Annotated in this window: 16 protein-coding genes; 15 read left to right on the forward strand and 1 reads right to left on the reverse strand. The window is 38.2% G+C overall.

Annotation, left to right across the window (positions count from 1 at the left end; genetic code table 11):
• From HR057_RS11700 to HR057_RS11735, 8 genes are all read left to right on the forward strand, one after another.
• Positions 1-273, forward strand: coding sequence for a YokU family protein (locus HR057_RS11700; protein WP_173731626.1), 273 nt, complete (start codon positions 1-3; stop codon positions 271-273).
• Positions 274-327: 54 nt separating this feature from the next.
• Positions 328-1,653, forward strand: coding sequence for an aspartate aminotransferase family protein (locus HR057_RS11705; RefSeq protein ID WP_173731627.1), 1,326 nt, complete (start codon positions 328-330; stop codon positions 1,651-1,653).
• 15 nt (positions 1,654-1,668) lie between these two features.
• Positions 1,669-2,346 carry a CoA transferase subunit A gene (locus HR057_RS11710; RefSeq protein ID WP_329955878.1) on the forward strand — a complete coding sequence of 226 codons (678 nt, stop codon included), beginning with the start codon at positions 1,669-1,671 and terminating at the stop codon, positions 2,344-2,346.
• A complete protein-coding gene (locus HR057_RS11715; RefSeq protein WP_173731629.1) occupies positions 2,331-2,990 on the forward strand; it encodes a 3-oxoacid CoA-transferase subunit B in 660 nt (219 codons plus the stop codon). Before HR057_RS11710 ends, HR057_RS11715 begins: the two co-directional genes overlap by 16 nt.
• Positions 2,991-3,112: 122 nt before the next feature.
• Entirely contained in the window at positions 3,113-4,390 is a 1,278-nt protein-coding gene (locus HR057_RS11720; protein WP_173731630.1) for a peptidase, read from the forward strand.
• Between the two features lie 71 nt (positions 4,391-4,461).
• Positions 4,462-5,784, forward strand: a complete 1,323-nt coding sequence (locus HR057_RS11725) for an aminotransferase family protein (protein WP_173731631.1) — start codon at positions 4,462-4,464, stop codon at positions 5,782-5,784.
• A 55-nt stretch (positions 5,785-5,839) separates the two neighbouring features.
• Complete coding sequence (locus HR057_RS11730) at positions 5,840-6,715, forward strand: hypothetical protein (RefSeq protein ID WP_173731632.1); 876 nt, start codon at positions 5,840-5,842, stop codon at positions 6,713-6,715.
• A gap of 1 nt (position 6,716) precedes the next feature.
• Positions 6,717-7,391, forward strand: a complete 675-nt coding sequence (locus tag HR057_RS11735; RefSeq protein WP_173731633.1) for a L,D-transpeptidase family protein — start codon at positions 6,717-6,719, stop codon at positions 7,389-7,391.
• Between the two features lie 9 nt (positions 7,392-7,400).
• Here HR057_RS11735 and HR057_RS11740 read toward each other — a convergent pair whose 3' ends face one another.
• On the reverse strand, positions 7,401-7,796 hold the full coding sequence (locus HR057_RS11740; RefSeq protein WP_173731634.1) for a secondary thiamine-phosphate synthase enzyme YjbQ: 396 nt from the start codon (positions 7,794-7,796) through the stop codon (positions 7,401-7,403).
• Between the two features lie 161 nt (positions 7,797-7,957).
• Between HR057_RS11740 and HR057_RS11745 the strand changes: the two genes are divergently transcribed.
• The 7 genes from HR057_RS11745 to HR057_RS11775 all read left to right on the forward strand — a co-directional run bounded on the left by HR057_RS11745 (position 7,958) and on the right by HR057_RS11775 (position 15,203).
• The gene (locus HR057_RS11745; RefSeq protein ID WP_173731635.1) at positions 7,958-8,668 is read left to right on the forward strand and encodes an NAD(P)H-dependent oxidoreductase; all 711 of its coding nucleotides are present in this window, start codon (positions 7,958-7,960) and stop codon (positions 8,666-8,668) included.
• A gap of 146 nt (positions 8,669-8,814) precedes the next feature.
• Positions 8,815-9,990 (forward strand): polysaccharide deacetylase family protein, encoded by a 1,176-nt coding sequence (locus tag HR057_RS11750; protein ID WP_173731636.1) that lies wholly within the window; start codon positions 8,815-8,817, stop codon positions 9,988-9,990.
• A 136-nt stretch (positions 9,991-10,126) separates the two neighbouring features.
• A complete protein-coding gene (locus tag HR057_RS11755; protein WP_173731637.1) occupies positions 10,127-11,179 on the forward strand; it encodes an acyltransferase family protein in 1,053 nt (350 codons plus the stop codon).
• Positions 11,180-11,326: 147 nt separating this feature from the next.
• Positions 11,327-11,890 (forward strand): biotin transporter BioY, encoded by a 564-nt coding sequence (locus HR057_RS11760; RefSeq protein WP_173731638.1) that lies wholly within the window; start codon positions 11,327-11,329, stop codon positions 11,888-11,890.
• Between the two features lie 63 nt (positions 11,891-11,953).
• Positions 11,954-13,450: an AMP-binding protein gene (locus HR057_RS11765; protein ID WP_173731639.1), complete on the forward strand. Its 1,497-nt coding sequence runs from the start codon at positions 11,954-11,956 to the stop codon at positions 13,448-13,450.
• 69 nt (positions 13,451-13,519) lie between these two features.
• Entirely contained in the window at positions 13,520-14,674 is a 1,155-nt protein-coding gene (locus HR057_RS11770; RefSeq protein WP_173731640.1) for a thiolase family protein, read from the forward strand.
• A gap of 94 nt (positions 14,675-14,768) precedes the next feature.
• Complete coding sequence (locus HR057_RS11775; RefSeq protein ID WP_173731641.1) at positions 14,769-15,203, forward strand: FAS1-like dehydratase domain-containing protein; 435 nt, start codon at positions 14,769-14,771, stop codon at positions 15,201-15,203.
• Positions 15,204-15,207: the final 4 nt, after the last annotated feature.

The following is a 15,207-nucleotide window of genomic DNA, read 5'->3' on the forward strand; positions in this document are numbered from 1 at the left end:
ATGCAATGCGATTGGTGCCAAGAAACAAATGCAATCGAAACAACTTCGACTGTTTATTGGGAGCTGCCTGACGGCTCAAAGGCAATTGAAATTACTGAAACACCTAGTATTAAGTGCCCATCATGCAACATGGTTTATCAGATGGAAAGAACCGTTGAAGCCATCGAAGACCAGCTATTATTAATCGATACGAAACAACTTGGAAAGACGATCAGCTATGATGCTCTTATGAAAATTCCGAGGTTGTTAAAGAGAAATTATTTTAGGTTTTAATATTCAAACATTCGCTGCAAGTTTTTCAAGATAAAGTGAGGTGATGGTAGAAACATGGTGCGCTCTTTATTGATTAAACCGATGATGAATGAGCAATACCCAACAGTAACGCATGGGGATGGCATCTATCTATTTGATAAAACCGGAAAAAAATATATGGATGGGTGCTCTGGTGCAGTCACAGCAAGCATCGGTCATGCAAATAAGGAAATTATCGAAGCGATGCACGACCAAGCTAAAAAAGTTTCGTTCGTTTACCGGTCCCAATTTACATCAGAACCAGCCGAACAATTAGCTATAAAACTAAACGAATTAATTGGAGGGGCTAGCGATTATTGGTCATTTTTCGTAAACAGCGGTTCGGAAGCCATTGAAACGGCCTTGAAAATTGCCATTCAACATTGGCAAGAACAAGGGAACTATCGTAAAAATATCATCCTTTCTCGGCGGATTAGTTATCATGGGATCACGATTGGAGCATTATCTTTGTCCGGGCACGTTAAACGGCGTGAGCGTTTCGTTCCTCTATTGGAAGATTGGCCGCTTGTTGCACCTCCTTATTGTTATCGATGTCCTTTCCGCCAAAAGCATCCGGACTGTCAATTGTTTTGTGCCAATGATTTAGAAACGGTGATTGAACGGATCGGTGACAATCAAGTTGCTGCGTTTATCGCTGAGCCGATTGTTGGGGCGGCGGGTGGAGTCATTGTTCCGCCGCCTGGATACTACGAGAGAATTAGAGAAATTTGTGATCGATTCAATATTTTGTTCATTGCTGATGAGGTTATGACAGGACTTGGCAGAACGGGAGAAATATTAGGGCTGGATCATTGGGGTGTAAAAGCAGACATTATTGCCCTCGGAAAAGGTCTGAGTGCTGGCTATACGCCAATCGCTGCTGCATTAGCCAGTGAAAAAGTGATGGAGCCGATATTAAACGGTTCTAATTCGATCATGAGCGGCCATACATTAAGTGCCAATCCACAATCAGCAGCAGTTGCGTTTGCTGTCGTTCATTTTATTGAAAAAAATAGATTGATTGAAAAAGTAAGAGAAAATGGTGCTTATTTAATGCAAAAATTGCAAGCATTAGCAGCAAAAAATTCAACGATCGGTGATGTGCGCGGGAAAGGATTGATGATCGGTCTTGAATTTGTTGCTGATAAAAAAACAAAACAACCTTTTCCACCAGAAGCATCGATCACGAAAAAAATTGTAGATATCGCAAGGGATAAAGGATTGCTCGTCTATCCGGCACAAGCAGGGAAAGAAGGCGTACAGGGTGATGCGATTATTATTGCGCCGCCATTTATCATTACAAAACAAGAAATAGATGTCCTTGTTGATCTTTTAGAAGAAACAATAGGATTGATTTCTTGAGGAGAGATGCCTTACATGAATAAGGTTGTCAGTTTGGAAGAAGCGCTTGATGTCATCAATGATGGGTGTACGTTGATGTTTGGAGGATTCGGTGGAGTGGGCTCCCCGCCGACCATTATTAATGGAATTGTTCGTAAAGGCGTGAAAAATTTAACGTTAATTGGAAATGACGCAGGTTTCCCTGATATAGGCATCGGTCGTGTTGTCAGCCGAGGGTTAGCTAAAAAAATGATTGTATCGCATATCGGTTCAAATCCAATTGCCGGTCAATTGATGATGGAAGGAAAAATGGAAGTTGAGTTTTCCCCACAAGGAACCTTGGTTGAACGGATTCGGGCAGGGGGCGTTGGTCTTGGTGGCATCTTAACCGACATTGGTTTAGATAGCATGGTAGAAGATGGAAAACAAAAGATTTTAATTAACGGTAAGCAATATTTAGTTGAAACCGCGCTAAGTGCAGATATTTCAATTGTTTACGCTAAAAAAGCAGATCGGTTTGGCAATTTAATTTATGAAACGAGTGCAAGAAATACGAATCCGCTCGTAGCGATGGCCGGAAAATGCACAATTGCGGAAGTGGAAGAAATTGTTGAAGTAGGGGAATTGAATCCGGAAGAAATTATAACGCCTGGCATTTTTATTAATATGATCGTCCAAAGTGAAGGGGTTGATTGGCGATGGGCATGGGAGTAAACATAAGGCATCGGATTGCCAAACGGGCTGCCCAAGAAATAAAGGATGGCATGATTGTGAATTTAGGCATTGGCATCCCATCGCTTGTTGCTGATCATCTTCCAGAGAATATGGATGTAATGTTTCATGCGGAAAATGGAATTTTAGGAATTGGCAAATCACCGGAAAAAGGAATGGAAAATCCAACGCTTTGCAATGCCGGTGGTTTTCCGGTAACGGTTGTTCCCGGTGCTTCATATTTCGACAGTGCGACTGCCTTTGGCATGATCCGAGCCGGTTACGTAGACCTTTCCATCCTAGGTGCGTTGGAAGTAAGTGAAAAAGGAGACTTGGCCAACTGGATCGTACCAGGAAAACGTGTGCCCGGAGTTGGCGGTGCGATGGACCTTGCCAATAAAGCAAAAAAAGTCATTGTGTTAATGAATCACTGCAATAAAAATAGCCAGCCGAAAATTTTGAAAACATGTACATTGCCATTAACGGCAAAAGCGTGCGTCAGTCTAATTATTACCGACATGGCTGTTATTGAAGTTACAGATGAAGGTCTTTTATTGAAAGAAGTGATGGCGCCCTATACAGCGGAAGATGTGATTGCCAATACAGCTGCACCTTTAAGAATATCGGACCAACTTAAGGTGATTTAAATACTTTTGTTGGAAGAACATCATTGACGATGTTTACATTACGGATCAATTAAAAGAATTTAAATGCTTATTATGGAAGCCTGTATAGCTGGGACATGAAAAGTGATTTGGAGGGTTGGCAAATGGATGTCCAATCTACTGTAAAAAATCAAATTCATGAATGGTTAAAAAATAATCGCGATCAAGGCGTGCACCTTCTTGTTGAATTAGTAAAAGCAGACAGCACTCAAGGAAATGAAAAAGCTGCGCAGAAGATCGTTATCGAAACACTGCATGACTTGGGGCTTGATGTTGATGTATGGGAGCAGGGCGGTGAAGAGTTTCTGAATCATCCTTATTTTGTATCCCCCCGAACAGAGTTTAAAGGAAGTCCGAACGTTGTCGGTATTAAAAAAGGAACTGGAGGTGGCCGCTCTCTTATTTTAAATGGCCATATCGACGTCGTTCCAGCTGGAGATGTTGAGCAATGGGAACATCATCCTTATAGCGGCAAAGTTGTTGACGGAAAACTTTACGGTCGTGGTGCAACAGACATGAAGGGAGGAAATGTGTCGCTTCTGTTGGCGTTAGCAGCCCTTCAATCGCTTAGCATTAAGCTAAAAGGGGATGTTATTTTCCAAAGTGTGATAGAGGAAGAAAGCGGCGGTTCAGGCACATTGTCGGCTATTTTGCGTGGCTACAAAGCAGATGCGGCCATTATCCCAGAACCAACCAATATGAAGATTTTTCCGAAACAACAAGGGTCGATGTGGTTCCGCATTCATGTAAAAGGGCGTTCGGCCCATGGCGGTACACGCTATGAAGGGGTAAGTGCCATTGAAAAAGCGATGATTGTCATTAAACATCTTCGGAAGCTAGAGCAAATCAGAAATGAAAGAATATCAGACCCGCTTTACGAAAAAGTGCCAATTCCAATTCCTATTAATGTAGGGACTATTGAAGGCGGTAATTGGCCTTCTTCTGTGCCTGATTATGTAAAACTAGAAGGACGGTTCGGAGTATCCCCGGATGAAACAATAGATGAGGCGAAAAGTGAAATGGAAAATTGGCTTCTTGCTTTAAAAGATGTTGATCCATATTTTGCAGAACAACCAGTTTCGATTGAATGGTTTGGAGCACGTTGGGTGCCAGGAGCTATCGAAACAGATCATGATATCATGAAAGATTTAATTGCAAATTATCAAAAAGTCATTGGTGAAGTTCCGATCGTTGAAGCAGCCCCTTGGGGAACAGATGGAGGACTTTTAACAAAAGTCGGAGCTACACCGACGGTTGTTTTTGGCCCTGGTGTGACGGAAAAAGCGCATCATCCAAATGAATATATCGAAATTGAAAAAGTTTTTGAAGCAGCGGAAATTATTGCTTTTACAATCATCGATTGGTGTGGACTTGATGAGTAAAAACGAACGATCCTGGTCTAAAGCTGACGACTATAAACATGATTGAAAGATAACCTAGAGGTGGTTTTCCGATGGCGAAAAACAAGGTGGATATCGAACAATTGATTGAAATGGACAAAAAACATTTTCTGCATCCGACTTCGGCCATTAGTGATCAACAGCAATTTGGTCCAGCGTTTATTTTTAAAAAAGGAAAAGGAATATATCTTGAAGATGTAAACGGAAAAAAACTTATTGATGGCATGTCTTCCCTTTGGAACGTCAATGTCGGTCATGGCCGCAAAAAACTTGCGAAAGCCGCACGAAAACAAATGGAGAAACTCGCCTATAGCTCTTGTTTTGCAACTTTTAGCCATGAACCGGCCATCTACTTGGCTAAAAAACTTGCTGAGCTGACACCGCATCCACTTACTGCCACTTTTTTTACTTCCGGTGGTTCTGAAGCGAATGAGACCGCTTATAAGCTTGCCCGCCATTATTGGCTTTTAAAAGGGAAGCCCTTTAAGAAAAAAATTATTTCAAGGAAGAAATCTTATCATGGTGTTTCAATTGGGGCAACAAGTGCAACTGGTCTGAAAGAGTTCCGGGCATTTACGAAATCATTGGCACCTGATTTTTATTTCGTTAATCAATTTGATACCACTGCTTTAGAGCGGTTTATTGAAGCGGAAGGCCCGGAAACAATTGCTGCGTTTATTAGCGAGCCTGTTCAAGGAGCTGGAGGCGTTCATGTTGCTCCGGAAAACTATTTCAAAGAAATTAGAGAAATTTGTACAAAATATGAGATTTTATTTATTACCGATGAAGTTATTACAGGGTTTGGTCGAACGGGCAAATGGTTCGGGATCGAACATTACGGGGTTGCACCGGATATGATGTGTTTTGCCAAAGGAATTACAAGCGGATATGCCCAACTTGGAGGAGTGATGATTTCAGAAGAGCTTCATCATGAATTGATTGAACTTTCCAAAGGACCATTATTGCATGGTTATACGTATAGCGGCCATCCAACTGCTTGTGCTGTTGCTTTGAAAAATATTGAAATGATTGAAAAAGAAGGTCTTGTTAAAAATGCTCGAATCCGTGGAGAGGAGTTGTTGGAAGGCTTAAACAAATTGAAAAAAGAGCGAAAAATCGTCAAAGCAGTTCGAGGCCTCGGGTTAATGGCTGCACTCGACTTTAAAGATGAACATAAACAGAAAAATGTTCTATTCTCTCCACTCGTTTTCAAAGAAGCTGCTAGCCGAGGGCTTATTTGCCGTGCAGTCACATTAGACGGGCAAGATGTAATTGTCCTTGCCCCACCATTAATTATAAACAAAAAACAAATACGAAAAATAGTTCAAATCTTAAACGATGCCATTAAAGCTGTAGAAAATGCCCATTTCCACTAATTGTCTACATGATTTGTTTTTCCTCCGAAGAAACTATATGGTGGGAGGAAAGCATATGAAACAGAATTTATGGACTATATATTGTTGTATTTTGTTTCTTATTGTACCAATGATTGTACCAACTTATGCTTTTGCCAACGGAATAAAGGGAGATCAATTTGAGGACGAAAACTCCCCCATTAGTTTCAAAATAGAACTATTACCATGGGATCAAGTAGATGAAATATTGCCTAAGTTTTCAGTTTTTACAATTATTGATGTGGAAACTGGGCTTTCATTTAAAGTGCAAAGACGAGCGGGGAACCATCATGCAGATGTACAGCCGCTATCTTTTAAAGATACAAAGGTCATGAAAAAAATATATAACAATAAATGGAGTTGGAATAGAAGAGCAATTCTCATTCTTAAAGATGATCAAATAATAGCTGCTTCGATGCATGGAATGCCACATGGGGCTGGAGCATTAAGAAACGGTTTTCCTGGCCATTTTTGTGTTCATTTTTGGGAAAGTACAACCCATAAAAGAGACAAAATGGATTTGGCCCATCAAATGATGATCTTAAAAGCTGCAGGAAAATTTGATAATTATTTGGAAAAAACTGATCCACTAGCTTTGATAAATATTTTTGCTGTTGCGGTCAATAATCATGATCATTTTTTATTAAAGGAGACCATTGCAAAAAATACCTATCAATCAAAGCTTCGGAAAAAAATGATCAAAGATATTTCTTATATTAGCTTAATTAAGGTGCCCAATTTAACTAATAAAGCCTTTCAGGATTTATTAGCCATTGAAATTCCAGTAAAAGTGGAGTTCCACAGCAAAAAGAAAGGAAAGACAAAAAAGGTCATCCCTTTTCTAATCAGAAGGGATAGTTTGATCGATCGATGGTATATCGAAGGACAAACGTTATTGAAGGAGTTTTCGTAACATGACATATAAAAAGAGGACAACCATCTGCAGTTTTTTTTTATTTCTTTACTTTTTTATACCCTTTTCAATTTCAGTAGCAGCCCAAGAAGAAACTAAAGAGGAAATGCGCATTAAAGTTGATCTTTGGACACAACAGCTTTTTTTATTAAAAGGAGAAGAAATTATCAAGACGTATAAAATAGCACCAGGAACTGAAGAATTGCCAACCCCGATTGGTACTTTTACCATTACTGAAAAATCAAAAGACTGGGGAGGAGGCTTTGGAACCCGTTGGCTTGGATTAGACGTTCCATGGGGAACTTATGGGATCCACGGTACAAATAAGCCGTGGCTTATTGGCAAAAATGTAAGCAGCGGCTGCATTCGCATGTTGAATAAAGATGTGGAAGAATTATATGACTTAGTCGATGAAGGAGTTGTCGTCGAGATCGATGGGCCCATTACAGGATTTGGCAAAGGAGAATTTAAAAATTTGTCGCTTGGATCAAAAGGAAATTTAGTATTGTTAGTGCAACAGCGTCTAAAATTAATGAATTATTACCATGGGGAAGTTCATGGCATTTTTGATAAAGAAACTGAAAGAGCAGTAAAATCCCTCCAAGCAGCCCATCAATTGCCGACCACTGGAGGAATTACAGAAAGGGAATACTTATTGCTAGGAATATTAGAATAAAGGAAACCATTATAAAATCTTAACAAAAAAATTTCTTGTCCTCGGTCCGTCGAATTCGCAAAAATAAATGCCTTGCCATGTACCTAATAATAACCGCCCCTCACTAATGATGATATGCTGTGACACCCCAACAGTTGTTGCCTTCAAATGAGCAGCAGTATTTCCTTCGATATGGCGGTCAAGTTCATGGTCCCAAGGATAAACCTCATCAAGCCTGCGCAGCATATCAATTTTTACATCTGGATCAGCATTTTCATTGATTGTAATTCCTGCGGTTGTATGTGGGCAATAGACGATGGCTGCTCCATCTTGGATATTTTGTTCAGTCACAAATTGTTGAACGAGTGGCGTAATATCAATAATTTGATCGCGCGTCTTCGTATAGATGGTAAATTTTTTTAGCATCCGGCACCCTTCCTTCCTTTTTTTCGCCTTTATTTTACCATAAAAGAAATGTTTTCTTTTGTATATTAAAAGTAAGATAGTAAATCAGTTATAATGGAAAATATAGAAGAAATATCCAATGTAAATTGTTAGGCGAAAAAAATGAATAGGGGTGAAGAAAGATGGATGAAAAAAGCAAATTAAAAGACCTAGTACTTCAAGCATTTCATTTTAGACATGCAACGAAAGAGTTTGACCCAAACAAGAAAATTTCTGACGAAGATTTTCGCTTTATCTTAGAAACGGGCCGGTTATCTCCAAGTTCTTTTGGGACTGAACCTTGGCGTTTTGTTGTTGTTCAAAATGCTGAACTACGTGAAAAAATTAAAAATACTGCATGGGGTGCGTATGGTAAACTTCCGGAAGCAAGTCACTTCGTTTTATTTTTAGCTCGTACAAAAGTCGATACGAAGTACGATTCTGACTATTTAAGGAATCATTTTAAAACTTTTAAACAGATGCCGGATGAGCATATGGAAAAATACTTAAGCAGATTGGAAGAATTTCAAAAATCGGATTTTAAGTTGTTGTCCGATGAATCTACAGACAAACTAGATTTGCTAGGGAAGGATCGTGCATTGTTTGATTGGGCTTCTAAACAAACGTACATAGCACTTGGGAATATGATGACTGCAGCAGCATTAATTGGCATTGATTCTTGCCCGATTGAAGGTTTTAATATAGAGAAAATGAATCAATTATTGGAAGAAGAAGGACTATTGGAAGGCGGCCGCTTTGCCTTATCCGTGATGGCGGCTTTTGGATACCGTGTTAAAGACCCAAATCCAAAAACACGCAGACCGTTTGATGATGTCGTTAAGTGGATTGAATAAGTTCTATGAGTATAATAATGGGGTTGCCACGTAGGTTGGCAGCCCCATTTATTTTTCTAGATAGCAGCAATTTTTGTTCTTTTTGGGTGAATTCTAGTAAAATAGTTATATAGCAACCTATTATAGTCATGAAAGTAGGGTTAATAATGTTCTCAGTCCGCAATATAGCCACTTATTTTTTCATCCTATGTTCATTTCTCTTATTGTTTAACCCATTATACACAGCTGTCAAAGCTGCTTCTTTTTCCAATTCGCAGTTGATTTTTATCGTTGTTAATGATGAACTTATTGCTTTTTCCGATGATCATCCTTTTGTTCTAGAAGGTTTAACTTATGTACCTCTTCGCTCTCTATCCACAATATTAGGAGCAGATGTTATGTACGATCAAAATGAACATGCAGTTAGAGTTCATAAAGATGGTCAAGTGTTGACGATTCATGTATTTGAAAATACTTATGAATCAGAAGGAATGGAGAGAAAATTTCTTCCAATCAAGATGGTGGACAATCGGACATACGTGCCGTTAAGGCTTGTGGCTGAATTTTTTCAATTACAAGTTGATTTTTATGAGGATATTCCACTTGTAAGATTGATAGAACGATATAACGATTTGCAATATTCATATGAAGAGCTTTTAAGCCAATATAAAGAGCAAATTGAAATAGAAAAACAAAAATGGCAGGTAAACAAAACCTTAGAGAAAAAGGGAAAAACCGCTTATTTGACTTTTGACGATGGTCCAACGGCAAGTACATCGCAAATTCTAGATATTTTGCAAAATTATCATGTTCAAGCAACGTTTTTTATGATTGAACCGAAAATTTGGAACTACCAAGAGGAAGTTAAGCGAATGATAGCGGAAAACCATGCGATCGGTTCTCATAGCGTTACTCATCAGAAAAATATAGTGTATAAAAACCCTAAAAGCTTGCTAGAGGAAATGCAAAAAACGCGTGATACTTTATATACGATCACTGGGGTCGATAGTCGTTTAATCCGCGTTCCATATGGAAGCAAACCTTATTTAACCGCTCCGTTTCGAAATGTATTAGCAGAACACCATTTTCAAGTATGGGACTGGAATGTTGACAGTAATGATTGGCGATTTACGAAAGAAGAAATATTGAATACTGTTAAGAAACAAGTGAAAAAGTTGAACGAAAAAAATATAACACCAGTTATTTTATTTCATGATCGAAAAGAAACTGCCGAAATTTTACCGGCAATTATTGAATTTTTACAAGCTGAAGGCTATGAATTGAAAGCCCATGATTCTGAACAACATTTTATGGTCAATTTTTGGAATGATGAGCGACTTTAATAAATGGGTGAAAAAGGTTTATACAATGAAAACGAAAGAATGGGAACCCTATAAACTATAAAGAAAAACCATTGCGATTTCTAAATGGAAATATATACTAATGATAGCGGTTCTTTTGTGGAGGGTTCCTATTAATATGAAAAACCGGGAATATTATTATGATAATGCGAAATTTATACTCATTTTTTTAGTTGTTTTCGGACATTTTATTACTTCTTTTATTGGAAAGAAAACCATTGAAGAAATTTATATTTTTATTTATTTGTTTCATATGCCTGCTTTTATTTTAATATCAGGTTATTTTTCAAAAGGATTTCAAAAGCCGGGCTATGTGTTAAAAATTACTAAAAAAATTTTAGTGCCTTATTTATTATTTCAAGTTATTTACTCTTTTTACTATTATGTGTTGCTCGACAAAAGTGAGCTTGTCATTCCGATTCTTAAGCCACAATGGTCATTATGGTTTTTATTGAGTTTGTACTGTTGGCACTTACTTTTATTTGTTTTTACAAAAATTAAATATAGTTTATTTATTGCCCTTCTCATTGGTCTTATTGCCGGTTATGTCGATGCAATTGGTAATGTGTTAAGCATTTCAAGAACGCTCGTGTTTTTTCCAATATTTTTGCTAGGGTTTTATATGAAAAAAGAACATTTTCTTAAATTGACGTCCAACAAAGGCAAAATCATATCAGCGGTTGTTTTAGCGGCAATGATTCTTGTTATTCATTTTGTTCTAGTAGAAATGCCAAAAGAATGGATGTACGGTTCAAAATCTTATGAAAAACTTGGTGCAGGATGGGAAGGCGCCTTTATACGTCTATTGTATTATGGTATGAGCATGGTGATGATTTTCAGCTTTTTGGCATTTGTACCAAAGAAGGAATATTTTTTTACAAAATGGGGAGCGAGAACATTATATATTTACTTGCTGCACGGATTTATCATCCGCTATTTTCGGGAAACAGAACTTATTTCTTTTATTAAAGAAACAGGATCTTATTACTTATTATTGCTATTTGCCATCGTTGTCACATTATTTTTATCCAGCAATATTGTATATGTCATGACCCAGCCAATTTTAGAGCTCCGTGTGGATGGAATTAGAAATGCCTTTTCGCGGAAACTGGCAGCAAGAAAAAAGAATAGAGAAGAAGATAGGAAAGAAAAAGGCGGCAAAGTAGATTGAAAGATCGTCTACAGTCCAATTAAATAGTTTTCAAAAATCACCCCAAAAGTTAACAAATAGTCAACTGTGTTTAAAATTAGGTTGACATTATTTTGTTGCTTCATATATAGTATAACTAATGAAAATTTTGAATATGGGGTTTGGAAAATGAAACTAAAAGATATGATGTATGTATCATTATTGACAGCTATTGTAGCTGCTTTGGGACTTTTGCCGCCTATTGTTCTACCATTTACACCTGTTCCGATTACTTCACAATCACTAGGAGTGATGCTTGCCGGTGCCATCCTTGGAGCACGACGTGGATGTATGAGTTTACTCATATTTGTACTTCTGGTAGCAATTGGGGCACCAATACTTTCCGGAGGACGTGGCGGATTTGGCGTAATTGTCGGGCCGAGTGGAGGCTATATTATAGGTTATATTATAGGAGCATTTATCGTTGGTCTTTTAGTAGAAAAATTTTGGAACAGTCTTACAACTTTAAAAATCTTTTTATTTAATATAGTAGGTGGTATTTTCGTTGTTTATTTGCTAGGTGTTTCTTATTATGCTCATGTATCCAATTTAAACATAGGGGAGGCTGCAATTTCGGCTTTAGTATACATTCCTGGTGACTTAATAAAAGCATTAGTTGCAGCTGTTATTGCAATGAAAATGAAAAAATCATATCCACTTATACAAAAAGTAAACAAAAAAGAGGCAGCATAAAGGTTTGTTCATTGGATGAACAGGCCTTTCTTTTTATTGAATGATAGAAGAGAAGGTGGCTTTATGTATATTGGCGATACACTGGCGGTATATGCCCTTCAAAATCCTGAAAAGCCCGCCATTGTTTTTGAAGGAGAAGCAATCACTTATTCACAATTTTACGATGAAATTAAAGTTATACAGTCAAAATTGCGAGCGTATATTCCGGATGTGAAAGGGAAAAAAATCGCATTTTTATTAGGGAATGAACCTCGATTTTTGAAGGTTTTTTTCGCAACAATTACTGTTGGTGGCATTGCGATGCCTTTAGATCCAAAATGGAGCAGCCGAGAGCTGGGCACTATTCTTCAAGAGGTGGAGCCGGCTTTGGTGTTAGTTGCTGATGATTTGATTGGCAAAGTTCCAAGTTCTGCTGCTTCGAAAATTTTGTGCTGGACGGATTTCGAACAACTAGATGATCATGACTTTTCCTTCGAACCGCCAAGCGGTAAAAGGAATGCGGAAGATTTATTTTATATTGGCTTTACTTCCGGAACAACGGGAATACCGAAAGGGTACAAGCGCACTCATTTATCATGGTTAAAAAGTTTTGAAAATGGAAATGAAGTTTTTCAAATATCTAGAGATGATATTATTTGTACACCTGGTCCATTATACCATTCTCTTAATCTATATGGGGCCGTCCATGCTTTGCATTTAGGTGCTACTCTTTCTCTTATGAATAAATTTTCCGCACCTACAGTTATCGATTTGTTGGATAAGGCACTGATTGATGTTCTCTATCTCGTTCCAACGATGGCATCTGCCTTAATGAAGCAGCTTGAAAGCGCTCAGAAGCAATTTGAACGTTTAAAAATGTTAATCAGCTCAGGTGCAAAATGGCATCCAAATTCGAGAAAAAAAATAAACTCATTTTTTCCAAATGCAAGTTTGTATGAGTTTTACGGTGCTTCTGAAACAAGTTTTATTAGCGTTTTATCGGATGATGACTATTTGCTTGCTCCGCTTTCAGTTGGAAAAGCTTTCCCTGGCGTTGAAATTCAAATAAGGACGAATGAAAGGAATATCGCTGAAGTTGGAGAAATTGGTAAAGTGTATATAAAAAGTGAAATGGTATTTGATGGCTATGTAAACAATGATGAAGCAAACGCCAAAACATTGCATGGAGAATGGGCAACTGTTGGCGATATTGGTTATGTTGACAAAAAGGGTTTTCTTTTTTTAGTTGGCCGTGAAAAAAATATGATAATTTCAGGTGGTCTGAATATTTATCCTGAAGAAATTGAGTTGTTTTTAGAGAAGCACGAAGATATCGATGAAGCAGTTGTCGTTGGTGTTCCCCATTCATATTGGGGAGAAATGGCAGTTGCTCTCGTGAAGTGCAAAATAGGAAAAAAATTTGATCCAGAGAAGCTCAAAACCTATTGCCGCAAAACTCTTTCTTCCTATAAATGTCCGCGCCTTTTTATTGAAGTTGAACATTTTCCATATACAACCAGTGGAAAAATTGCACGACAAGAAGTACTAAAGTACTTAGAAGAGTTGTTGGAGAAAAGGTAGTATCCCTTTTGTGAGTAAAACTGTATCGTCACTTCAGCGCGGATAGTAACAGCCAAGGAGTTGAACGTAATGAATGAAGCGGTTATTGTAATGGCTAAAAGAACTGCAATTGGAAAAGTTGGCGGTATGTTTAAAGATGTTCCGCCAGAAGAGCTGGCAGCTGCGGTCATTAAAAATATTATTGAAGAATGTCAGTTAAATCCTGAAGAAATTGATGAAGTTATATTGGGAAATGTCGTTGGACCAGGCGGGAATATGGCAAGGCTTTCTTTACTTCAAGCTGGGATGCCTGTTTCGGTTCCTGGGGTAACAGTCGATCGACAATGCGGATCAGGACTGGAAGCGATTATTTTAGCTGCAAGACTAATTCAAGCTGGTGCAGGTGATATTTACTTAGCTGGAGGCGTTGAAAGTACTAGCTTGGCCCCTTGGAAAATTGAAAAACCGACTTCGTTATATTCGAATCAAGCACCAAAAATTTTTACAAGAGCTAGATTTTCTCCAGAGGAAATTGGCGATCCAGACATGGGTATCGCGGCTGAAAATGTTGCTGAGTATTACAACATTTCAAGAAAAGACCAAGATCTTTTTGCATTAGCAAGCCACGAGAAAGCAGTGCGCTCGATAAAAACTGGACGCTTTTTAAAGGAAATTGTCCCTGTTCGAGGGATCTCAACGGATGAATGTCCGCGCGATAATACAAGCTTTGAAAAGCTTAAAGCATTAAAACCTGTCTTTAAAGAAAATGGAACGGTTACAGCAGGAAATGCTTGTCCAATCAATGATGGAGCTGCCATTTGTTTAATCATGTCTGAAGAAAAATGTAGACGTTTCGGTCTAAAACCGAAATTGCGGTTTATCGATGCAGCCAGCGCAGGTGTTGATCCAAATCTTTTAGGCATTGGTCCTGTTCCAGCTGTTCAGAAATTATTGAAAAAAAGAAATCTTAGTATTGAGGATATTGATATAGTTGAATTTAATGAAGCATTTGCTGCACAAGTATTAGCGTCGTTGCGAGAATTGTCCATACCTCTTGAAAAGGTTAATTTTGGTGGAGGAGCGTTGGCTCTTGGTCATCCATATGGCGCATCAGGCGCTGTATTAGTGACAAGATTATGCACGGAAATGGAAATATATAGAGGCTCTGTGAAAATAGGCCTTGCAACATTAGGTATAGGCGGGGGCTTAGGTCTGGCAGCCTTGTTTGAATCAGTGAATGATTAAACGTTTTATGGAATTGCTTTATCATTCACTGTCGGGTCGAAAATGAAAGGTTTTATGGAATTAATCTCTTTTTAATTTGGGTGGTGGTCAATGGGTGCATTATTCTTCATTCATCGGCAAAAAAACAGAAACGGTCTCTATCATAATTCCAAGAAACATTGTTCGAGAGTATGCTGAAACGGTTGGCCTTTCTCTTGATATTTATACAGATGTTGAAAAGGCAAGAGAAGCAGGGTATCCAGATCTTGTTCTTCCTGCAACATATCCGGTTCTTTTTTGGAGATATGTAAAAATTCCTTGGCTCGATCTTAACTTGCCGCTCATTCATGGGAAGCAATCATTTTCCTATAATGAGCCTTTAGTGGCAAATCAAACATACGATTGTTTTATACAATTAACCGATGTTTCTGAAAAAGAGAAAGGCAACTTTTTATTGCAATTTTTAACACATCGCCTCGTTATTACAAAAAATGGAGATGAAGCCGCGACAGCCACCTCCGTTTTAATTTTAAAAAATGAAAAGAAGTGAATTT

Source organism: Calidifontibacillus erzurumensis, assembly GCF_013303125.1.
Taxonomy (GTDB): domain Bacteria; phylum Bacillota; class Bacilli; order Bacillales; family Bacillaceae_J; genus Calidifontibacillus; species Calidifontibacillus erzurumensis.